Consider the following 22,559-nt stretch of genomic DNA (forward strand, 5'->3'; position numbering starts at 1 on the left):
TTAAACCTTAGGTTTTTCTTCGGGTTTTGCATTAGGGTCTGTTGGTTTGTTGTCAGTTTCTGGCTTTTCGCTATCTCCACCTGTATTATTGTTCGAGTTATTAGAACCTAGACTAAATTTATAATCTGTAATCTCCCCTAAAGCGTCAAATGGCACTTCTTGCCCTGCCATTTTTGCATAGGCAACCCCTTTTTTAAACACTACACCCTCGATAGGATAAGTTCCATAGCTTGCTGTTACTTTCTCACCTTGCTGATTGTTATAGACGATTTTAACCGTATATTTTCCATCCCCTGCATAAACGCCGTCATTATTTCTACCCGGCCACTCCATAGTAAAGAGTCCGCTCGGAGTTTCCTTGCCCTCGCTCGCTTTTTCCGTATAAACAAGCTTATTATCTTTATCATAGACTTCTAGGGTAATTCCGTCTTTATTTGACGCTTCTGGTAAATACATCTTAAGGGCGATAACTTCATTAGATCCTGTAAGCTTGATTTTGTTATCTGCAACGGTTGCCATTTTACCGATAGCTCCTAAGGCACCTATGCTTTGGCTTGTTCCCATAGCGTTTGAGAGTTTTTCCATTTGCGCGACCATTTTCTGCATGGCGTTGTTGGTATTTTGCTGCATTTCAAGAGCGGCAAGCTGCGAGGTCTGCGTGAGCATTTTATCACTATCCATAGGGTCAGTTGGATCTTGATGCTGCATTTCGATTAAAAGAAGTTTTAAAAACGCATCTTTATCTAGCTCTGCACCTGGGTTACCTTGATTTGGAGTTGTAGGCTTTTGTGTATCCTCTGTTTGAGGTTTATTTTGCCAGTTAAGATTAGGGTTCCAGTTTTCCTCAGGTTTTTGCTGAGTCCCACCGCTTCCATTTTGCCAGTTTAAATTTGGATTCCAACTTGTTTGCATCTTTCACTCCTTTGTTTTTTTATAGTTTTAGCAATAACTGTTCCACTTTAAAAATATTTTGCCAAAACAAGTTCTAAATTAATTTTAGGACTATTTTCTTCTTCAAAATTTTCTTCATAATAATGTGATTTTGCTTTCTTTTCTTGCTGCTGTTCTTTTTTACCTTGGTCGCTAAAATTCATCTCAAGCCCTGTAAAACCCATATTTACAAGAGAATTTTTAAATTCAGCTTGGTGCTGTAAAAATAAATTCATCGCATTATGATTGGAATTAAAATTAATGTGAAGATTTGCTCCTCTTTGCACTAAAGTTACTTCAACTTCACCCAAATTTGAAGGATTAAGCGTAATGCTTAGTTTGGTAACAGGCGCTTTATACTGTTCCATAGCCTCTTTTAAATCTTTAGAAAAGTATTGTAAGGTCTCTTTTGGAGAGATGATTTTTTGATTTTGACTCACCCTGCTTAAATCTTTGACAAGATTATTTAAATCATCTATGCCAGACTTTTCTGTATTGGCGGTATTTTCGCCATTTTCTTTAGTGAATAATTCTTTATTTGTTTCTTTATTTAAAAGTTCGCTAAAAAGATTTTCACTCGTTTTATTTTGCACGACTTTTGTTAAATTTTCGCTTGTGATTTTTAATCCCTCGCTAAGATGATTTAATTTCACATCTTTAAGATTTTCTTTGCTAGTTTCTTTTTGTGTAAATTCTTTTTGCATGAAATCTTTAACATTGGGCGTTTCTTTTATCGTTTCTTTTGCTATATCTTTACCTAAAGTAGCATTTAAAACGGTTTCTTTGAGAGGGGATTTAGTTTTTTCTTGTAAATTGACATTTTCATCAGGTTGCATGAAATCTTTAACATTGGGCGTTTCTTTTATCGTTTCTTTTGCTATATCTTTACCTAAAGTAGCATTTAAAACGGCTTCTTTGAGAGGGGATTTAGTTTTTTCTTGTAAATTGACATTTTCATCAGGTTTATTTAAAGGCTCTTTGCCCAAATGAGTCATCTCTTTTAAATTTTGAGTCTTAAAATTTTCCTTTTGAATGTTTAAATTCTCTTTTTTAGGTTCTAAATTTGGCTCTTTTATTTCTTCTTTGAGTTTAAGAGTTTCTTTGCTTTGCGTTTCTTTTTCATTGATTTTAGTTTTTTGTGAAAATTTTTCTACAACTTCGTTTAAAATTTCATTTTTATTAGTTTTTATAGGGATTTTTAGCTCTATCTCCTCATCGTTTTCTTTTTTAGCTTTATCAAACTGATGAGTTTTATCCTCTTTTTTGATAAGAGAGTCTAAATTTTGCAAAGTTTTAGAAAGCAAGGAATTTGCCTCATTTGTTTTTGCAGGTGTTTTATTTTGCGTGTGCAAATTTTTATCTAAGCCTTTTTCTATATGGGCTAATTTATGATTTAAAACTTCTTTAAAAACATTATCAATAGCCCCCTTAAAAAAGTCTTTTTTATCTAAATTTGGAAAAGTCGCTTTCAAATCAAGCAATCTATCGACCTTAATGTCCCTAACCTCAAGTCCCATATCTTTAGCCAAATTTAAAAGCTCTCCTAAGCTGTTTGCATTTTTAAGAGCATTAAAATTATTTTCATTTTTGATGAGTTGTAAAAGGGTATTATTATTTGCAAGATTGGCTAATTTTACATTAGAAAGATCCGTTTTTAATTTATCAAGCACGGATAAAATTTGCATTAGAGGGGCGGATTCAAAAACGCTTATTTTATCCCCCTCATCAAAATTGCCGATTTGTAATTTTTGTATCACTTCACCCACGATTTCGCTTTCGCTTATCTTCATATGCGTTGGCAAATGCTCATTTGTCTCCTCAATGGAGGCAAGTAAAGCATTTAAAAAGCTCTCCCTTTCATTTTCACCAGCTTTTTCTTCTTTTGGATTATTTTTAATCGTTTTACTAAAAGAAGTTTGACTAGTTTTACTTGGGGCGAGATTTAAAATCTCGCTTTGTGGGGCTAAATTTGACATTTTTAATCCTTAGTTTATTTTAAAAAATTGTCCTTTGTTAGGGCTGGAAATTTTTTTTCTAAATAAGAATTTTCATAAACTTTTATCATTTTATCTTTTTGTAATTTCGTTAAAAGCTCTAAAAGCTCATTTAAATTCTTTGCTTTTGAAATTTTTTTGAAATTTTTCTCATTGTCTAAAAGTTCGCTTAATTCGCTTGAAATTCGTGCCATTTTATTATTTTTTTCACTTTTTAAAATTTCTAGTAAATTAAGAACTTGCATTAATGTTTCGCTTTCCCTTGCTTCACACTCTGCGTTAAAAATTTCGCTTAAAAGCACTTCGTTAAGTGGTTTTGACATTTTGTATCCTTTCAAAATTAAGTCTTGCAGATACTAAAGCAAAAAGTATTCCAACTTTGTCATAGTTAAATTTTCAATCTTTAAGCAAAGTTTTTATATAATTAGCCCTTTTAAATCTTTGGGAGTTACAATGGAAAATATAAGAAACATAGCCGTCATCGCCCATGTTGATCACGGAAAAACGACTATGGTCGATGAGCTTTTAAAGCAATCAGGCACTTTTAGCGAAAGAGAGCAAATCGCAGAACGCGTTATGGATAGTAATGATATAGAGAAAGAAAGGGGCATTACCATACTTTCTAAAAACACAGCCATTAATTACAAAGGCACGAAAATCAACATCATCGATACCCCCGGACACGCTGATTTTGGCGGCGAGGTTGAACGGGTTTTAAAGATGATTGATGGAGTATTGCTCTTAGTCGATGCACAAGAGGGCGTGATGCCTCAAACTAAATTCGTGGTTAAAAAGGCTTTGCAGCTTGGCTTAAAACCCATAGTTGTGATTAATAAAATTGATAAACCAGCCGCCGATCCTGAGCGCGTGATTAATGAAATTTTTGACCTCTTTGTCGCCTTGGACGCAAATGACGAGCAGCTTGATTTTGCTATTGTTTATGCGGCGGCTAAAAATGGCTATGCGAAACTTGATCTAAACGATACAAGTGATAATATGGAGCCACTTTTTAAAACAATCCTTGAAAGAGTTCCCGCTCCAAGCGGAGATAAGCAAAATCCTCTCCAACTTCAAGTTTTCACACTAGGCTATGATAATTTTGTCGGTAAAATAGGCATAGCAAGAATTTTTAATGGCGTTGTAAAGAAAAATCAATCTGTAATGTTAGTCAAAGCAGACGGCGAAAAGGTTAATGGCAGAATTTCCAAACTCATAGGCTTTATGGGCTTAGAAAAAATGGATATCGAAGAGGCAGGTAGTGGGGATATCGTGGCTATTGCAGGTTTTGAAACCTTAGATGTAGGAGATAGTGTCGTTTGTCCTAACAATCCTATGCCTTTAGACCCCCTTCACATTGAGGAGCCAACTTTAAGCATAGTTTTTGCCGTTAATGACGGACCTCTTGCTGGCACGGAGGGAAAGCATGTAACCTCTAACAAAATCGCCGAACGCCTAGAAGCAGAAATGAAAACTAACATCGCTATGAAATATGAAAGCAGTGGCGAGGGTAAATTTAAAGTCAGCGGCAGGGGCGAGCTACAAATCACTATTTTAGCAGAAAATATGCGTAGAGAAGGCTTTGAGTTTTGTATGGGACGCCCTGAAGTAATTGTCAAAAACGAAGACGGCGTGAAAACCGAGCCTTTTGAGCATTTAGTCATCGATGTGCCGGAGGAATTTAGCGGAGCAGTCATTGAAAAACTAGGCAAAAGAAAAGCAGAAATGAAAACGATGTCGCCCACAGGAGATGGACAAACAAGGCTTGAGTTTGAAATCCCAGCAAGGGGACTTATAGGCTTTAGAAGCCAGTTTTTAACGGATACTAAGGGCGAGGGCGTGATGAATCATAGCTTTTTAGAATTTCGACCTTTTAGCGGAGCAGTGGAAAAAAGAGCAAATGGTGCTTTAATCTCTATGGAAAATGGCGTGGCTTTGGGCTATTCTCTTTTTAATTTGCAAAATAGAGGTGTGCTTTTTATCGAGCCGCAGACTAAGGTTTATACAGGGATGATTATAGGGGAGCATAGCCGTAATAATGACTTAGATGTGAATCCTATCAAGGGTAAAAATCTTACTAATGTTAGGGCAAGTGGAAGCGATGATGCGATAAAGCTTGTGCCGCCTAGAAAACTGAGCCTTGAGCGCGCACTGGAGTGGATAGAGGAGGATGAGCTTGTAGAGGTAACGCCGCTTAATGTGCGTGTGAGAAAACGCTATCTTGACCCGACTCAAAGAAAGAGGATGGAAAAGAGCAAATCTTAATGGCAAATTTAGAAAGTCAAAGGCTCTATATCTTAAAACGCTTAGGAATTTTGAAATTCCTAAGTTTCATTGAAGCTTTACTGGTGGGCTTTTTAGCTTTTGTTTTTATCAAAGATATGGTGATTGCTATTATTGGTGCTATGTTTGTAGGCGTATTTTTTTACCGCCTTACAAGCAAAAAGCTTATAAAAAGCAAAAAGGAGCTTGAAACTAGCGTTTTAAAGCTTTTTTTAATGCGTCATAAGGCGTATTTTCCTATTAATGAGCTTTCACGCGAGGAATTTATACAATTTAAATTAAGCGAAGATTTAAGGGAATTTCATTGCGAAAAGGGCATTAAATTTAAAAATTTTGCCTTGTATGATGTGAAATTTAAGGATCATTTGGGGCGTCTTTTTTGTGGAATTTGTTTGATTTCAAAGCAGGTGTTAAATGGTGGCGATGAAGAGCAAATTTATGAAAAAGTGGTGAGAAAAAATTTCGAGCTTTCGAGCTATTTTGCTAAAGAAGGGCGTGTTTTGATCGCCTGTTTGGCGAATCCTTTCTTTGTCAATCTTAAAAAAGATGTAGAGGAAAATTTGAAAATAATGCAAGGAAATTTAGAAAAACTAAATTCCCTTTTTAACGCTTAATCGTCAAATTTTTGCCCCAAAATATTGCCATTAAAGTCTGTATAAACTTCCATATTATTATTAAATTTAAATTTATAGCCGTTAATTTGCTTTTCGACTTTGAAAATTTGTGCGTTTGGTTGGCTCACTTGCACTTTAGCTACAAGAGTAGAAGGTAAGAATCCAAGCGGAATAGCCTTATATTTACCATCAACTTCCTTCCATTCTCCATTGATGATAAAATCAACTTCCGTTCCGTCCGTCAAAGTTACATCGTAAGAATCTAGGTCTTTTTTTGCAAGTCCTATATTAACACCCTTAAAATGTGTGTTTAAAAAGCTTTGTACATTGTTAGGAAGCTGGGCTGGACTTATAACTATATCTTGTGCGTAAAGCACACCTGCACTTAGTAAAGCTGCTAGAGCGATTTTTGTTTTCATTGTTTCTCCTTTAAATTGATAAGAGAACTTTAACATTTTTTTGTGAAGTTAATGTGAAGTAAAAATTATAAATTTGCTATATGCTTTACTGCTTCATAAGCGTTATTTTTGATACAATCGCTATATTTTTGTAGGCTTTCTATACTTTCATAACCACAGCTTAAGGCTATATGAGAAATTCCTGCCGCCTTAGCCGCTAAAATGTCAAATTGAGTATCGCCTATCATAAAAGCGTGAGTTTTGTCTTTATTTAATCTTTTTAATGCCGTTAAAATAGGCTCTGGGTGAGGTTTTGCAAACTGCACATCATTACGCCCCACTATGCTTTTAAAGAAATGTCCCACTCCTAAAAAATCTAGCAAAGGCTTAGTAAATTGCGACCCCTTAGTCGTTACAACCGCTAAATCTGCAAATTCGTTGGCTAATTCTAAAGCCTCTTTAGCTAAAGGCAAAAGCGTGGTTTGGTCTAAATAAATGGTGCGGTATTTTTCTCTATAAAAATCGACAAATTGCTCGGCTAAATATGCCTTTTCTTTACAAAGCACTTTAAAAGCTTCATCAAGTGGAAGCCCTATTAAGCGTTTAATATCCTCATCTAAGCTAGGCTTTAAGCCCAGCTTTTCAAAGGCGAAGTGAAAAGAATTTAAGATGGCAGACGTTGAGTCTATCAAGGTGCCATCTAGGTCGAAAAGAAGAGTTTTATCTTTCATTGAGCGAGGAAAAATCTTGCTTCAACTCTTCTATTATCCGCTCTACCTTCTTTTGTTTCGTTGCTTGAGCGTGGTTTATCTTGCCCATAGCCTTTAACTTCAATGCGACTTTTTTCTATGCCAAATTTCATAAGCTCATTTGCGACTCTTTGTGCGCGGCGTTCAGAAAGCTTTTGGTTATAAGCTCTTGAGCCTGTGTTATCTGTGTGTCCTTCTAAAATGGTATTGTATTTTTCATTTTCTTCTAGGACTTTGGCGATATTTTGAATTCTGCTTTCAAAAGCTGGATTTATAGTCGTTTTATCAAATTCAAAATGTCCTTCTAGGCTAATAGTCTTTTCGCAGCCATTTTCATCAAGCAAAGCACCTTCTCTTGGCTGCACTGGGCAAATAGCCTTTACTTTGGAGCTAGTTCTACTAACTGCTCCGTCTTTTGCACTGCCAAAGCCAAAACTTACACCAAGCGTAGTAACCCAGTTATGATTTGCTTCGTGGAAGCTTATTTGGTCCCTTGTCTCAAGTCTTAAAGCTAAAGAATCTGTAAGTTTATACTTCATACCCGCACCATAATGTCCAAAACCGCCGCTTTCATTGTTAAACTGCTCGTTAGAAAATCTTTCATAACCTCCACCAGCTAAACCATAAAAGTAAAAGCTTTCACCTACATCAATGCCCTTAATCGCACTTAAAAATACTTTCGTAAGATTTGTTCTATCAGTGTTAGAATATTTTACATTAGAATAATGCTCCAAGCCAAGCTCAAGCTGGTCAAGCCAAAAATCATCAAAATGATAGCCAAGTCTCACACCAGGGGCTGCCCTATCATCAAGGTCTAAATTTCCCTCAAATTTATTAAAACTAAAAGTAGGGGTTAGTTCAAATTTGACACTATTATCCGTTGCAAATAAAGCACTTGCTAAACCTAAACATAAAAATATTTTTTTCATCACAAACCTTTCAAAAATGAATTTAAAATCCACATTAACGCTTAGAAAACTGCGGACTTCTTCTTGCCTTTCTGCGTCCGTATTTCTTACGCTCTACGCTTCTACTATCTCTTGTTAATAAGCCTTGCGGTTTAAGTAAGGCTCTAAAGTCAGCGTCCATAGCAGCTAAAGCCCTTGAAATTCCGTGTCTTAAAGCTTCAGCTTGTGCGGAGTAGCCTCCTCCTAAAGTCGTTGCGCGTATATCCATACTTGCTTCTTGTTTTGTTACAAGTAGGGGTTGCACGACTTTAAGTTTTATCGCCTCGTGTCCTCCAAGCCAAGTGTTTAAATCCACTCCATTGACGCTGATTTTCCCACTACCTGCCTTAACCCAAACCTTAGCGATAGCGGTTTTTCTTTTACCTGTTGCGTATGTTGCTTTTGCCATAATTATTTTCCTTCTTTAGCGATTTGTGCGGTGTGAGGATGCTCACTTCCTGCGTAAATTTTAAGTTTTTTAAGCATAGCTCTACCCAAATTTGTTTTAGGAAGCATACCTCTAACGGCTAATTTATAAAGCTTTGCAGGGTTTTTTTCAAGTAAATCTCCAAATTTTTCACTCTTCACACTTCCAAAATAGCCAGAATGCCTATGATAAAGCTTATCTTCAGCCTTATTTGCCCCAGTGAAAACAGCTTTTGAAGCATTGATGATGACGACATAATCTCCACAATCAACATTAGGCGTATAACAAGGCTTATTTTTACCTCTTAAAATAGTCGCCACCTCTGTTAAAAGACGACCGAAACGCTTTCCCTCAGCGTCTAAAACGATCCATTCGCGTTTGACTTCGTTTGGCTTTGTTATCTTTGTCATTTTCTTACCTTTTGCCAAAAATTTTTAAAAAGGCAATTATAATAATATTTTCTTTAATTTAGCTTAATTTAAGCGTTTTTAAAGTTTAGTTTTCTTTAATTTTTTGGATTAGCACTCTTTTAAATTTTTGCTTATTTTCAATGAGTGGTGTATATTGCTTTTGTGAAACGATTTCATAACCACACTCTAAAACTCCATTTAAAATTTGCCTTGCTGAAACTGCGAAAGGTGCATCATAATCATTTGGGATAAAATTATTATCCACTAAAAGTGTGCCGTTATCGTCATATTTTTGATATTCATTAGGAATTTGCTTTAAAGGTGTGAATTTCAAATGCTTTATTTTAGGGCGATCTTTAATGGGGAAATTTGTAAAAAAATGTCCCGCAGCTCTTATGGGAATTCTTTTTTGGTTAAGATATTCATCAATGCTATTATATCCAGCCCACATCTTTTTTTTCATAAAATAAGGAATAAAAGCTGTGCTTATGGGAATTGTAACATTAGAAATGATGATAAATTTTTTCTTACTTTTTATTAAAATGTCCCAATATTCTATCGCTTTTGAAAAAGGCGGATTAGTGCAAACGATGTTAGCTTCCTCGTTGAGAATTTTAAGAGAAAGCTCAGAGTCAAAACTCCCCGTATAGTCCTTTGGTGTTTCTATGATTTCATTTGCTCCTTCTTTAGTAAAAATATAGCCCTTAGGTCCCGAAGAAAATAAATCCACTTTACCACTATAATGGGTGCAAATAAGCTTTTTAAGCTTAAGGCGAAAGAAATGCTTTAAGAAATATAAGGCAAAAGCAGAAGAGTCAGTGTAGTCTCTTTTAACTCCTATGGCATCATCGCAGTTGCAAAAGACGACTTTATCTTTCCAAATTTTAGCTGGATACATTGAGAGTTCTTTCTCTACATCCTCCATACGCGTATAAAATTCATCATCTTTTACTCTTTTTGCCCTATTTAAAATATCAATTCTTTTTTCAATGCCCCTTTCTTTCATACTTGGCACTGCTTTTGGCTTTACGATATTAGGCTTTTTAGGCTCTTTAAAAAGAACTTTTTTAAGAAAATGTTCGCTTGATTGTATGAAATCAACATACATATCAAAAAGACTTGGATTATAAAAATAAATTTCTCGGCTTTTTTGTTCTCTTAGGTGAGAAAAATTATTTTTAATATCTTGTTCTAAAGCCCTCATATCATTCACCTCGGCGGCAAAAAGATAAGAATAAGAATTTTCAGCTGAAATTCCCGTAATGGAGTTGTATTCTTTCAAGCGGCGATTTAAATCGTTTGTAATGCCTATTTTGCATTTGCTAGGCTCTAAGCTTCCTTGTGCGATGTAGAGGTATTGCTTCATCATTTTCTCATTAATTTTCTAAAATTTGAATTGCATCTTGGCAATATATCAAAAAAGCCCTTGTGTTTTGCTTATTTAAAATTTCTTTAATGGCTTGTTTGTAAAGGGCGATTTGCTCGGCATTTTTAGCATTAAATTCCCCTGTTTTATAATCGATGATAAACGCTTCCTTTTCATCTAAGGCTAGTAAATCAAGTCTTTTTAGCTCACCATTAAAACTAAGCGGCTGTTCTTTGAGTAATTTTTTACCTTGTAAAAGGGCTTGAAAATCTTTATTTTCAAGTAAATTTTGCACTCTTTTAAAAAGGGCGTTAAATTCATCTTCGCTTAAAAAATGGCGGAATTTATCCCTTGTTTTTTGCTTGACATTTTCTAAATTTTCTCCCTTTGGAAGCCTTAAGCTTTGCATACAAAAATGAAAGGCATTACCAAAATGAAATTCTTCTTTAAGTTCTATTTTTTCGACATTTTGTAGGGGAATTTTGACAAATTCTTTAAGGGTGTTTTGCTCTTTTTGCTCCTCGTTTTTAGGAGCTGTTTGCTCATTAAGAGTGCCTATTTCACAACACTCAAGGTCTAAATAACCCTTGCCGTTAAAATAGCTTGGATTGTTACCATTAACGCAAAATGGATTTTTCTTAATGACAATAAGAGCATTTTTAGCCCTTGTAAGTGCGACATAAAGCTTGTTAATATCATCATCTTTTTGAGCTTTTTCTATCCTCGCTAAAAAATTTTGATAGGAGGTATCACGCGCGGCTTTGTGAAAAGCATTTTTAATCCTTAGTTCCCAGCCTTTTTGAATATCGTATTCAAGTAAAATTTGCTCATTGTCATTTTTACCCTTTGAAAGTCTATCAAGCACGATAACATAGTCAAATTCAAGCCCCTTAGATTTATGCACGGTCATAATGCTAATGCCATAATTTTCCTCGCCCATCATCTTTAAAGGACAAGGACTAAATAAAAGCTCCATAAAATTGTCCTTTTGCTTGGCATATTCTAAAAACTGAAGCAAGGCTATATCGGCTAGGTCAAGCTTTAAATTTTTAATAAGATAAAGCACATTTTGCTCAGGACTTTTAGCTAAATCAAGCTGCAATCTTTCAGGCTCAAAGCCTAAAAATTCCCTCATCACTTCTAAATAAAAAGCATCGCCAAAAATGCAGTATTTTGCATATTCTAACACCAAACGCACGTTAGCCTTATTTTCAAGCAAAATATTACTTTGTGTAAAAGCTGGGATTTTATGCTCTTTTAAATATTCTAAAATTTCATTTGCGTCATTATTTTGCCAACATAAAATGCAAATTTTCTCATACAAAACACCTTTTTGATGTAGGAAATCAAGCTGTTCTTTTAAAACTTTAAGAAGTTCTTGCTTGGTCTTTTTAGCGTCTGTTTCCTCGCTTTGCACTATGCGAACAAAGCCTTTATTTTGATTTTGCTCTAAAATCTTTTGAGGGATAAAATTTTCAAATTTATTTTTAAATTGAGTATTAACAAATTCGATTAAATGCCCTAAAGAGCGGTAATTTGTATCAAGGCTTTCTGTTTTAATCTGCGTAAAAGTGTTTCTAAGTAGGTCAAAAAGCTCTTTTTTGCTATTTCTAAAGCGGTAAATGCTTTGCTTTTTGTCCCCGACATAAAAAAAGCTTCGATTTTTTTTCACACCCTCTCCACTCACAAGCTCGGCGATAATGGGTTTTAAAGTCTCATACTGCACAACGCTAGTGTCTTGAAATTCGTCAATTAAAAGATGACTAATACGCCCATCAAGCCTAAAATAAATCATATCCTTTAAATCACTTCGTATAAGATCTAAAACCCTTCTGCTAATATCACTAAAGCTTAAAATATTTTTATTTTTATGTAAATCGTTTTTTGCCTCGATAAAAATCTTTAAAAGTTCCATTAAATTCGCTATTTTAAAGTCCTCTAGCTCTAGGGCATACTGCCTTAAACTTTCTAAAAAACGCTCTCTTTTTGCAGTAAAATTGACATCTTCTTGGGCTAAATCTCGCAAATATTTTCTTTCCTCAAATTGGTCAATAATAGCACTTTTTAAAAATTCTTTAAGATGTAATTTTTCGCTTTTGAAATTATTTTTTAATTTTTCATTATCAAAACTTAAGCAGTATTTTCTCAAATCATCATAAGCACTTTGAAGCTTGGATAAATCTGGTTGATTTGTTATATTAAGACTTTTAAAATAAGCGTTTTGATAAAGGCTTTCAAGCTCATTAAAAAAATGCTCTTTTTCATCAATTTTTAAAATATAAGTTGCCAGTTTTTTAAGCTCCTCTTTAGAAAGCTTTTTTAAAAAAGTCCTTCTTAGATCTTGAGAATTTTCAACACTTTCAAAATCACTCATCAAGCCTAAATTTAAAGCAAAGGAGCGTAAAATTTGAGAAAATAAGGCATCAAAGGTATAGATTTTTAGATTTTTTCTTAAAAATTCCTCTTTTTTAGCGTCTCTTAAGCGGACTAATTCCTCTTTATCTTTACCTAAAAGCTTGCAAAGCTCTTTCGTTTCGGCTTCTTTTTTGTCAAAAGTTAAGAAATTTTCTATCACTCTTTTTTTCATTTCATTTGTGGCTTTTTTGGTAAAGGTAATGGCTAAAATTTCATCAATTTTAGCTCCATTTAAAATCAAAGCAACAAAACGCATACTCAAAGCAAAGGTTTTTCCACTACCAGCACTTGCCTCTAGGGCTAAAAAGGGCTTAAATTCACTCATTTTAAATCTTTTTCATAAAGTAATTTATACGGACAAAAATCGCTTTTTTCATTTTCAAAAACGATTTCTTTATCCGTCTCTTTTAAAAGCTTTTCAAGCTCCTCTTTAAGGGCAAAAATGCTTTTTGTATCTTTACCTTCTTTAAGCTCAAAATCATTTAAATCATAAAAAGCGGCGTGGGCGTTTTCATTATATAAAAGCTTATAAAAGGCGAGTTGGTAGGATTTTTCAGGGATTTTCCCACTTTTATAGTCTAATATCAGCTCCCCAAAACGCTCATTTGAGTCAATGCGGTCGATTTTACCTGTAAGCTCTATCCTTTGACCCTCTAAAATAATGCTTTTATCCACATTAAGTTCTAAATGCTTAATATGGTAACCTTGCTTAAAACGCTCTTGTTCCTTTTTTGCAAATTCTTTAAATTTTATCTTTAAAAGTTCTAAATCAAGAGCGTCAAGTCCCTCTTTTTGCCCCTCTTTTTCAAGCAAGGAAGCAAAAAGTTTTTCATCAAAAAAATCATAATGTTTATAATAAAGCTCCAAAATACGATGGACAAAAATACCTAAATTTTTAAGCCTCTTTCTATCGTTTTGCTCTTTTATGTCCATTTTTAGCTCTCTTGGCTCTTTTAAATGTTTGATATATTTATAAAAATAAGTGCGTTTAGACTCTAAAAATAAAGTCAGCCTTGAGTAAGAAAGGGGCGTGGCGAAAAGATTATGTTTTAATTTTGGTGCTTGAGGAGGCTCTAGGTTGATGATATTTGCTTTATAGTTTAGTTTTAAGGCGTTTAAATAAGCCTTTTGGCTAAATTCCTTAGTCAAATCAAGCCTAAATTCAAGGTCTTCTAAAAGACGCGACCTGCTTTTTTCTTCATTTTCTACATAGCAAATACTTATTTTTTTAGCATTTTTAAAAAGCTGTTCATAATAAAATCTTTGTAAATTTTCTCTTTTTTCATAGCTTATAAGTCCAGCTTTAGAACGCACTTCATTATTTAAAAATAGCTCATTAACACTTCTTTTTGGGATAAGATCTTCATTAAAATCCACCACAATCACCCCATCAAAACTAAGCCCTCTACTTTCTAAAATCCCCATAGCAGTAACAGCCCCACCGCCGACATAGCTTTGTTTGAAAGAAGAAATTTGCATAAAAAAAAGCTCTAAAATTTGCTTTAAATTTAACTTTTGATTTGTAAGTAAATTTTTGATGAAAAAAAGCTCCTTTTCTACAAAAAGGCTTAATTCGCTATTTTCATTTGCTAAAAATTGTTTAATCAAGGTTTCAAAATAAGAAAATTTACACTCTTTAGTAAAATGCTCCTTAAATTCCTTAAAATCAAGCTTAAAATAGTGTAAAAGGCTATTATGCAGGTCGAAATTTGGTGCTTCGTCAAAATAATTTTGATTGTCATCAAAATAAAAATCGTCCAAATTCGCACTTTCATAAAGACTTCTTAATCTTTGATAAAATAGGCTTTCTTTAATGCTAATCCCACTTGCATAATTAAGCATATTATTTTGATCCAAAAGGCGTAAGAAATCGCAAAAGCTCTCATCAGGCGTAATGACGACAATATCCTCCGCCTTTAGTCCCGCTCTTATAAAAGATGAAATTTCATCGAAAACAAAAGCCGCTTGCAAAATCCTAAGCTCAAATTGCTGAACTTTTACAAAGGCACTTTTTGGCTTTAAAGATTCTTTTTTAAGTAAAATATTTTGCGTGATGTTAAACTCATAATGGTAATTTTCTTTTAAATTTACATCTTTTAAAAAGGGCAGCTCTTTAAAATAAGCAAGATTAAATTTGCTTGTCTTAAAACGCAAAATAAGCTCTTTATGCTTTGCTATTTGCAAAAGTAAAGAAAGCTCAAAACGGCTTAAAAAACCCTCCAAATCATAAATAATACTTTCATAATCTTCCAAAAAGTCCAAGTTAAGAGTGTAAGAGAGTGGCAAAGAAAGCTCATCGTATAAATTTTCTCTTTTTAAAAGATTTAGATAATTTTGAAAAACGCAGTCTAAAATTTCTAAATGCTCATTGTAACTCGCATAATAATCACTATTTTGCAAGTCCTTAATGCTTTTATTTTCTAAGGCAAGTTCTCTAAAGAAGGAAAAAAGATATTCATTATTTTTCAAAAAGGCAAAAAATTCGGTTGAAATTCCAAGCTTTTGTTCTAAATTTTGACTCTTCTTGCACGCTTCTTGCATTAATAATAATTGCTCATAAGCACTAGCTCTAAAGCCTTGACTTAGGCAAATTTTATCTAAAAATTCGGCTACGCTTAAGGCTTGGTCGATAAGGGCATTTGTGCCTTTGCTTTGTTGATAATACTCTTTAATCTTTCTTGAGGAGCTAAAAACATAAAGTTTCATTGCACGAAAAACTCAAAACTTTTAAAGCCTAAAATGTCCTTATTTTCAGCCTTTACTTTAAGCTGCCACCTGCCTTTTGCAAGTGTAGGCAAACTAAATAAATAAGCCTTTGCTTTAGCTCCATTATTAAAGAGTTTAATGCTAACATTTTTTTCTTGTAAAAACATATCATTTTCGCTTGTATGAGGTCTTGTGAGTTTAGCACTTAAATGAATATCTTTTAGTTCGATTTTGCCTTCTGGCTGTTTGACTAAAAGTAAAGTGATATTATCATCTTTTAAAACATAAGCTTTTTTTGAGCGTTTTTCATCAATCATTTTTTCTTCGAAATTTATCTTGCTATCATCAAGTATTAAGGCAAAATTTTCAAAAAATTTTTTTTGCTTTAGTTCGATTTGATCATAATTGTTTTCCACTTCTTGATAGCTTAAGAAAAAGCTATCGTCTTCATAAACAGGATACCCACTTGCAAAAATGATAGTCGCCACACAAGCTAAAACAATAGCAAAAAGAGAAAGCAAAATTCCATAAGGCCAAAAAGTTTTCTTTTTATCCAAAGCGTCTCCTTTTTGTTTTTATTTTTGTGTCTCGTTTTTTTAATCTTCTTTGCGTGTAGTAAAGCAAAGCAAAGCAAATAAAGCCATAAAGTAAAATGCGAAGTATATTTAGCGTGTCTTTGTTGGCATTACCTATGGAGCTTTCTAGCTTGATATTAAAATACTTAGCAAGTCTATCAGCTATATCGCCATAGCCATTTAAAAGAGCAGCGTTATAAATATCGCCTTTTTTAGAGGCTAGTATAGGAAATATAGTGCCTGTGCCAGCATAAGGGCTTAAAACCGCTTCTTTATCAAAAAAGCTTAAAGCTTCACTAGAGCCTATTATATCGACTTTGTGTGAATTTTTAGAAAGAATTAGCAAGACATTAGGCTCTGGTAAATCTTTTTGTTTTTGAACTAAGTTTTCAAACGAGCTTTGTTCTCCAGTGGCAATGGCTAAAAAAATTCCCGTTTTTTCATATAATTCTTTGCCGATGAGGTTAATTTCATTGCTGACTTTTTGACTTAAAACATTTTCATTATAAATCACCGCCTCTAACGCAAAACAAGAAAGAGGCATTAAAGAAGATAAAAAGATGGCTAAAAAGCCACCTTGAAGAAATTTTTTCATCCTATGTTAAGATGATTAAGGGTTAAAACAGACCAAGCTGTTACCACAGCACTAACGATTAAGCCCACAAGGATTAAATATTCAAGTGTTTTACTCATTTTGTGTCCTTTATAATTATATGATCTTGTTCCTTAGAGCCTATCATCTTGATCGCTTGTGGATTTTCAAGTTTATAAGGCTTTTGCATAACATCTTGCTGTGCCTTAATACCCCAAATAGTAAGCCCAACTAAAATCGCCAATAATAAAACTGTCGCTATAAGCATACCTGTAACACCCGAAAGTGAAAATACGCAACGATTAGTGTTTTCCATTACTCACCCCTTGAAAGAGAAATGACATATTCGCCAACAGCTTGTTTTTGAATATCGCTTAAGAGATCGCTATTAAATTTAGGCATAGAGCCGATCGCACCATTTTTGCCTCTATTTAAGACCTCAACCACAAATTCAGCAGAGCCATATTTTGTTAAATCAGGAGCCATAACCTCACCCCCTATAACGCCCGTGCCATCTTCGCCGTGGCAAGTTACACAAGTGGCAAACACTTCTTTACCTCTAGCAACTAAATTTTCGTTTGCTGTTTTTTTAATGGCTGAAATTTCTTTTGCTACATAAGCAGCTACGGCTGGAATATCCTCTTCGCTAATGCCTAAATCAGCTGCTGGAGACATTTCTCCCATAAGATATCCCATACCTTTAGAACCTTTAGTGATGACATCGATAAGCCCTTCTTCAGAACCCCAAATGTTTAAATCTTGAGCCTTGCCATTAATCCCATCAGCGGTAATTCCGTGGCACTGGGAGCATTGCACTAAGAATAAATTTTGACCCATAGCGACCTTGTCTTCTGTGGAAAGATTTTTAAATTTCTCTTCAAATTTGGCTGTGTGAGCAGCGACTTCCTCATTATATTCGCCTATTCTTGAATAAGCATTTAAAGGATATCCAAACAAAAAATACCAAATCGCCCAAACAATAGTGAGAAAAAATACAATAGCCCAACCCACAGGGATAGGGTTTTTATACTCGCCTATGCCGTCCCAATTATGCTCACTAAGCTCCGCACTTTCTTTTTTTTCTTTCATCTGTTGGAAAATTCTAGCTACAACCACAAGCGTGATTAGGATAATAAGAATCGCCCCAATCAAAGATAAAAGATTGATATTATCTTCCAAATTTAACCATTGCATCAAGCACTCCTTTTATTTTCTAAAATACGGTCATCAAGTTCATCATTTAAAGCAAGGTCGGCATATTTTTCATAATTTCTTTCACCCCTTTTTTCGCTTCTATAAAGATGAAACCAATACGCATATAAAACAACGACTAAAAAAACAACAAGGGAGAAAAAGCCATAGCCTTGAAAAATCTCCCATTCGCGTTTTTCTATACCGGACAAATTAAAGCTTAAAAGCTGTCCTATGACGCTAAAAAAAATTTCTAAATTCTGCATACTCTTACTTTAAACTATTTAAATAGGCTATCAATGCAACGATTTCTTTGATTTCCCCTCTAGCAAAAGCGTCTTTAACCTCTTGATTTTTCATCTGCTCCACAATCTCAGCCGCTTGAGCCTTAACTTCCTCTTGTGCTTCTTCCCAAGTGCCAAGTTTAGTTTGTCCTTCTACATCATAAGGGACATTAAAGACTTTTTTTACTGTGAGTGCCTCCGCATAGGCTGTTTCAATGTCAGCATTATTGCTAAACATATGCTTATAAGCTGGCATAATAGAGCCAGGCACCACAGAAGTAGGATCTAGCATATGATTTTCGTGCCAATCTGCTGTTCTATAATTTCCTACGCGTGCTAAATCAGGTCCTGTTCTTTTTGAACCCCACAAAAATGGTCTATCATAAGCAAATTCGCCACTAACTGAATACATACCATAGCGGTCTGTTTCAGATTTAAATGGACGGATAAGCTGAGAATGGCAAGCATTACAACTATCTTTAATATAAACTTGTCTTCCAGCAAGCTCTAAAACGGTGTAAGGTTTTTTGCCCTCAAGTGGTCTTGCATTATCTGCGAAATTTGGTAAAACTTCAACAATACCAGCATAAGCAATGACGATGAAAACTGCCACAGCAAAAAAGAAAGGATTTTTCTCTAACCAAGCAAACATTATTTCTCCTTTTATGCTGCCATAGGCGAAGCGCTTTTTGGCTCTTTGTCAAGCACTTTTCCACAGCTAATTGATTTGTAAATATTATAAACAAACATAAAGAATCCTAGCAAATACAACAACCCGCCAATCGCTCTTATCCAATAATAAGGCATAAGCACTTCAACAGTATCGATGAAAGTGTAAAGTAGGCTGCCATATTCATCAGTAGCTCTCCACATCATACCTTGAGTGATACCTGCTATCCACATTGATGAGAAATAAAGCACTATACCCGTTGTTTGCACCCAAAATTGTGCCTCCATTAAAGATTTGCTATAAAGCTCTCTTTTAAACATTCTTGGTGTCATATGATAAAGTGCTGCCATAGTCATAAAGCCAACCCAGCCAAGTGTGCCATCGTGAACATGCCCTGGAATCCAATCAGTAAAGTGTGCTAGAGCATTCACTGACTTAATAGAAAGTATAGGACCTTCAAGAGTTGAGAACATATAGAAAGTTGAAGCTAAAATCATAAATTTAATAAGAGGACTTTCTCTTAACTGACTCCACTCACCCTTCATTGTTAGCAAGATGTTAATCGCTGAACCCCAAGAAGGTAAGATAAGAACAACGGAAAAAATCGAACCCATAGTTTGCATCCAATCAGGCACGGTCGAATAAATTAAATGGTGTCCTCCCGCCCATAAATACACAAACATCAAGCCCCAAAAAGCAAATAAAGAAAGCTTGTAAGAGAAAATTGGCTGTCCGCTTTCTTTTGGTAAGAAATAATAAATTTGAGCGATGATTCCCACGGTGAAGACGAAAGCAACGGCATTGTGTCCATACCACCACTGCACTAAAGCATCATTTGTCCCAGCATACATAGAAACACTATGCCACCAGTCTCCAAGTCCAGCGATAAAGTAGGTTGGCACTTCCATATTATTAAACAAATAAAGCATAGCGATGCCCAAGAAAGTCGCGATGTAATACCAAAGAGAAATGTAAAGAGTTTTCTCGCGTCTAATCCCTATGAGTCCAAAGATACTCACACCCCAAAGAACCCATACTAATACCACAAGGATATCAAGAGGCCATTCAAGCTCGGCATATTCTTTAGAAGTGCTTACTCCCATAAATAGCGTAAGAACAGCGATAATCATCGTTATCATATAAAGCCAAAAGTGAAGTTTGCCTACTGCCATTAAAAACGCCGATTCTGCCATAGAAACTTTAAGAACGCGTTGTCCTATATAATACCAAGTAGCCCAAATCCCCGAAAGCATAAAACCAAAAATTACGCCTGAAGTATGTAGCGGTCTAAGTCTTGAAAAAGTGGCGTATTCCCCTGCTAAGTAGTTTAGGTCAGGATATGCCATTTGAAATGCTATGAGCGTTCCTATCGCCATACCTACAATTCCAAACAATATGGTCGCAAACATAAAGTATTTCGCTACCGTATAGTCGTAGTTCAACACATTACCTGGGTGCATCGACTCTCCTTAAAATTAAATGATAAGTTCAAATTATAGAATATTATTTATAGATTTATTCTTAAAATTCCATTTTTTCTAACATTTATTAATAAAAGCTTAAAATTTTTTTATTTAAGATTTAAAAAGTCTTATTAAAGCCCAAAAATTCAACAAAATTTTTTAGGATTTTTATGGCTTATTTTTTTTTTTTTGTATAATCCGCTTCACAAAATTTTTTAAAAAGGTAATAATTATTATGAAAAAAACTTTATCGATAATATGTTTTTGTGCCATAAATTCTTATGCAGATTATACAAGTAAATTTCCAAGCACTAGCATTACACTAACGCAAGATGAGACACATAAAGCCGAAGCCGCGTGTTATCATCAGCAGTGTGCTTTTAATTATAATGGCAGTAATGGTGGCTATGATTTAAGCATTACAGGTAAGCACACTCTCACAATCACACGGCAAGACCCATCAGGAGGCATTACGACGCACAACAAAGATATTCCAATTTATTTTCAAAATTTAAGTCAAAATCAAGCAACTTTTGACATTCGAGGATTTGATAGTTTTATTGGGCAAAGTATTAACTTAACCAATAAATCCTCCCTCATTTTTACAGGCACAAATAAACAAAATAATTCTTTCTCCACGCACGGAGATATCGATATAGACAATAGTAAATTGACGATTAAAAACACGGCAAGTTTTACGACTTCCGGAAAATTCAGCGCGAAAAATAATTCCGTTGTGGATATTGGGACGCAAGTAACTTTTAGTCAAGATGCTTTGATAGAAAATAGCACATTTAGCGCGAATTCTTTAACGATTCAAGGTTTAAACAAGAGTGTTTTAGGTGATGAGCTAGGACTTGCCACAGTTACAAATAAAAATGGCACTATCCACATCAAAGGCGATGTGTATAATGGCTTTTTCAAAGGAGGTAATAATAACCCTGATATTTGTGCGCAAATGGGAACTTGTGGAAATGGTAAAATCGTCAATGAGGGAGGAAGCATTACCATAGAGGGAAAGCTGACAAATGAGAGTTTTGACGATAATAAAAATAATACAAATTCAAGTCTTTCTATACAAGGCGGTAGCGTTGTAGTTAAGGGTGGTATGGAAAATAAAATAAATTCAACCATAGAATTTACGCAAAGCGGCGGCACTTTTGGAAAGCTTGAAGTAGGGGGAAGTGGGCTTCAAAATAATGGCGAAATTAAAGCCGACATTACAGGGATAAATCAACAAGGAAATTTACAGCTTATCACAGGAAATATCAGCGGCAATACAAATATAGCAATCAACGGCGGCTCAAATATGACTCAAACCTTATCCTGTCCCGATGGCTCTATCATTGTTGGTATGCAAGGGCAAACTTTAACCTGTCCTAGCACGGGAGGGGGCGGCAGCTCTGGTGGAGGCGGAAGTGGCGGCGGCTCAAATCCGCCCGCTAAAGTCGAGCAGCTTGAAAAGCTTGTCTATGGAAATAGTGCAAGTGCTAATGGAAGAGCCTTGCTAAGGAGTTTAGCTTTAGGCGACATTGTGGGGATTTCAACGACTAAATTTAGAAAAGCTAAAGCGATAAAAAATTTCTTTGCCGTAAGCTCCTATAATGCCGACATTATGCGAGGCATTTTAGATGATACGGATAAGGGCATTAGAATGAGCTATTTATCACTACCGCACACTAGTTTAGATGCTATGCGAGATAGAGAGCTTTTGAGTTTTAATAAGGATTATGAACCTTATGAGTTTAGCACCTTTGCTTCAGGCTTTTTAGGCGAGGGTAAGGGCTATACATTTGGCTTTCATATCAATCATTATAAAGAAGTGTATGAGCATCTTTTAAGATTTGAGTTAGATTATGGTTATAGCTCTTTACATAAAAGAGATGATTATCATAAAGCTTCATCAAAGGGCGATTTGTTTGGTGTGGGAATTTCGCAGCATTATGAATTTGACGATAGACTTTCTACGAATAATAGAATTTATCTTGGTGTAGGGCTTTTTGACACTTCTAGGACTATGATTTTCCCAGCCTTTAATCTTAACTCAACGGGGGATTATAATTTTTATCAACTTAGTATGCAAAATTTGCTAAATTATAATTATGTTTATAATAATACTCTCAATATCAAGCCTTATGTGGGTTTGGAGCATTTTTATAACCATAGAAGTAAAATCGCAGAAAATGGTAATGCCGTGCCTTTAGAAAGTGAAAGTTTAAATGCCTATAATTTAGATGTAGTGGGCGGAGTGGAGTTTAGCACTTATTTTGAGAAAAATTATTTAAAGCTTAATACCGGCTTACAAGGTGCGATTATTAATACAGAGGATTATCAGCACTTTTTAGCAGGGACGACAAAAGAGCCTTTAAGATATAAGGCGCCTTATACTTATAAATTTTTCATCAATACAGGTTCTTATTTTTACCTTACGCCTTATTCTGTGGTCGGTTTAGAGGGCTTTTATAAAAATAGTTTTAACAAAGATGAAGTGGGCTATTTTGGAGGAAATTTAGTCTTTAAACTTGTTTTTTAATTAACCTTTTTGCTT

The 22,559-nt window shown here is 34.8% G+C and carries 22 protein-coding genes; 3 read left to right on the top strand and 19 right to left on the bottom strand.

Features of this window, described 5'->3' with window-relative positions:
* Genes NYG92_RS05660 through NYG92_RS05670 form a run of 3 tightly spaced genes read right to left on the bottom strand, consistent with a single transcriptional unit; the run spans position 1 to position 3,247 of the window.
* The gene (locus tag NYG92_RS05660) at positions 1-912 is read right to left on the bottom strand and encodes a flagellar basal body rod modification protein (RefSeq protein ID WP_289233784.1); all 912 of its coding nucleotides are present in this window, start codon (positions 910-912) and stop codon (positions 1-3) included.
* A gap of 47 nt (positions 913-959) precedes the next feature.
* The gene (gene fliK, locus NYG92_RS05665; RefSeq protein WP_289233785.1) at positions 960-2,906 is read right to left on the bottom strand and encodes a flagellar hook-length control protein FliK; all 1,947 of its coding nucleotides are present in this window, start codon (positions 2,904-2,906) and stop codon (positions 960-962) included.
* A gap of 14 nt (positions 2,907-2,920) precedes the next feature.
* Positions 2,921-3,247, bottom strand: coding sequence for a hypothetical protein (locus NYG92_RS05670; RefSeq protein ID WP_270977412.1), 327 nt, complete (start codon positions 3,245-3,247; stop codon positions 2,921-2,923).
* Positions 3,248-3,377: 130 nt separating this feature from the next.
* On the opposite strand from NYG92_RS05670, the gene typA reads away from it, so the two are divergent.
* Both typA and NYG92_RS05680 read left to right on the top strand, forming a co-directional pair.
* On the top strand, positions 3,378-5,186 hold the full coding sequence (gene typA, locus NYG92_RS05675; protein ID WP_289233786.1) for a translational GTPase TypA: 1,809 nt from the start codon (positions 3,378-3,380) through the stop codon (positions 5,184-5,186).
* Positions 5,186-5,818, top strand: coding sequence for a poly(A) polymerase (locus tag NYG92_RS05680; RefSeq protein WP_432264562.1), 633 nt, complete (start codon positions 5,186-5,188; stop codon positions 5,816-5,818). The genes typA and NYG92_RS05680 overlap by 1 nt, the downstream gene beginning before the upstream one ends.
* Here the strand turns inward: NYG92_RS05680 and NYG92_RS05685 are convergent.
* The 16 genes from NYG92_RS05685 to ccoN form a co-directional block, all read right to left on the bottom strand.
* Complete coding sequence (locus NYG92_RS05685) at positions 5,815-6,237, bottom strand: PepSY-like domain-containing protein (protein ID WP_289233787.1); 423 nt, start codon at positions 6,235-6,237, stop codon at positions 5,815-5,817. The two genes, NYG92_RS05680 and NYG92_RS05685, sit on opposite strands and share 4 nt — an antisense overlap.
* Before the next feature lie 65 nt (positions 6,238-6,302).
* Positions 6,303-6,947 carry an HAD family hydrolase gene (locus NYG92_RS05690; protein WP_289233788.1) on the bottom strand — a complete coding sequence of 215 codons (645 nt, stop codon included), beginning with the start codon at positions 6,945-6,947 and terminating at the stop codon, positions 6,303-6,305.
* Positions 6,944-7,894: an OmpA family protein gene (locus NYG92_RS05695; RefSeq protein ID WP_289233789.1), complete on the bottom strand. Its 951-nt coding sequence runs from the start codon at positions 7,892-7,894 to the stop codon at positions 6,944-6,946. The genes NYG92_RS05690 and NYG92_RS05695 overlap by 4 nt, the downstream gene beginning before the upstream one ends.
* A gap of 34 nt (positions 7,895-7,928) precedes the next feature.
* The gene (rpsI, locus tag NYG92_RS05700; protein WP_004276650.1) at positions 7,929-8,321 is read right to left on the bottom strand and encodes a 30S ribosomal protein S9; all 393 of its coding nucleotides are present in this window, start codon (positions 8,319-8,321) and stop codon (positions 7,929-7,931) included.
* Positions 8,322-8,323: 2 nt separating this feature from the next.
* On the bottom strand, positions 8,324-8,749 hold the full coding sequence (gene rplM, locus NYG92_RS05705) for a 50S ribosomal protein L13 (RefSeq protein WP_027304373.1): 426 nt from the start codon (positions 8,747-8,749) through the stop codon (positions 8,324-8,326).
* An 85-nt stretch (positions 8,750-8,834) separates the two neighbouring features.
* Positions 8,835-10,115 (bottom strand): adenine-specific methyltransferase EcoRI family protein, encoded by a 1,281-nt coding sequence (locus NYG92_RS05710; protein WP_214146495.1) that lies wholly within the window; start codon positions 10,113-10,115, stop codon positions 8,835-8,837.
* A gap of 10 nt (positions 10,116-10,125) precedes the next feature.
* Entirely contained in the window at positions 10,126-12,855 is a 2,730-nt protein-coding gene (locus NYG92_RS05715) for a RecB-like helicase (RefSeq protein ID WP_289233790.1), read from the bottom strand.
* The gene (locus NYG92_RS05720) at positions 12,852-15,236 is read right to left on the bottom strand and encodes a PD-(D/E)XK nuclease family protein (protein WP_289233791.1); all 2,385 of its coding nucleotides are present in this window, start codon (positions 15,234-15,236) and stop codon (positions 12,852-12,854) included. The genes NYG92_RS05715 and NYG92_RS05720 overlap by 4 nt, the downstream gene beginning before the upstream one ends.
* Positions 15,233-15,793, bottom strand: coding sequence for a hypothetical protein (locus NYG92_RS05725; RefSeq protein WP_270965077.1), 561 nt, complete (start codon positions 15,791-15,793; stop codon positions 15,233-15,235). Before NYG92_RS05725 ends, NYG92_RS05720 begins: the two co-directional genes overlap by 4 nt.
* Positions 15,786-16,406: a hypothetical protein gene (locus NYG92_RS05730; RefSeq protein WP_289233792.1), complete on the bottom strand. Its 621-nt coding sequence runs from the start codon at positions 16,404-16,406 to the stop codon at positions 15,786-15,788. The genes NYG92_RS05725 and NYG92_RS05730 overlap by 8 nt, the downstream gene beginning before the upstream one ends.
* Positions 16,403-16,504 (bottom strand): hypothetical protein, encoded by a 102-nt coding sequence (locus NYG92_RS05735; protein WP_223293652.1) that lies wholly within the window; start codon positions 16,502-16,504, stop codon positions 16,403-16,405. The genes NYG92_RS05730 and NYG92_RS05735 overlap by 4 nt, the downstream gene beginning before the upstream one ends.
* Entirely contained in the window at positions 16,501-16,719 is a 219-nt protein-coding gene (locus NYG92_RS05740) for a DUF4006 family protein (protein ID WP_270966946.1), read from the bottom strand. Before NYG92_RS05740 ends, NYG92_RS05735 begins: the two co-directional genes overlap by 4 nt.
* The gene (ccoP, locus tag NYG92_RS05745; protein ID WP_289233793.1) at positions 16,719-17,597 is read right to left on the bottom strand and encodes a cytochrome-c oxidase, cbb3-type subunit III; all 879 of its coding nucleotides are present in this window, start codon (positions 17,595-17,597) and stop codon (positions 16,719-16,721) included. Before ccoP ends, NYG92_RS05740 begins: the two co-directional genes overlap by 1 nt.
* Positions 17,597-17,860, bottom strand: coding sequence for a cytochrome c oxidase, cbb3-type, CcoQ subunit (locus tag NYG92_RS05750; RefSeq protein WP_289233794.1), 264 nt, complete (start codon positions 17,858-17,860; stop codon positions 17,597-17,599). Before NYG92_RS05750 ends, ccoP begins: the two co-directional genes overlap by 1 nt.
* Before the next feature lie 4 nt (positions 17,861-17,864).
* Entirely contained in the window at positions 17,865-18,530 is a 666-nt protein-coding gene (ccoO, locus tag NYG92_RS05755) for a cytochrome-c oxidase, cbb3-type subunit II (RefSeq protein ID WP_270960767.1), read from the bottom strand.
* A gap of 11 nt (positions 18,531-18,541) precedes the next feature.
* On the bottom strand, positions 18,542-20,008 hold the full coding sequence (gene ccoN / locus NYG92_RS05760; RefSeq protein ID WP_289233795.1) for a cytochrome-c oxidase, cbb3-type subunit I: 1,467 nt from the start codon (positions 20,006-20,008) through the stop codon (positions 18,542-18,544).
* 238 nt (positions 20,009-20,246) lie between these two features.
* Between ccoN and NYG92_RS05765 the strand changes: the two genes are divergently transcribed.
* Complete coding sequence (locus NYG92_RS05765; protein ID WP_270977388.1) at positions 20,247-22,544, top strand: autotransporter domain-containing protein; 2,298 nt, start codon at positions 20,247-20,249, stop codon at positions 22,542-22,544.
* Positions 22,545-22,559 lie beyond the last annotated feature (15 nt).

The sequence above is a fragment of the Campylobacter felis genome (assembly GCF_030250085.1).
In the GTDB taxonomy this organism is placed as follows: domain Bacteria; phylum Campylobacterota; class Campylobacteria; order Campylobacterales; family Campylobacteraceae; genus Campylobacter_D; species Campylobacter_D upsaliensis.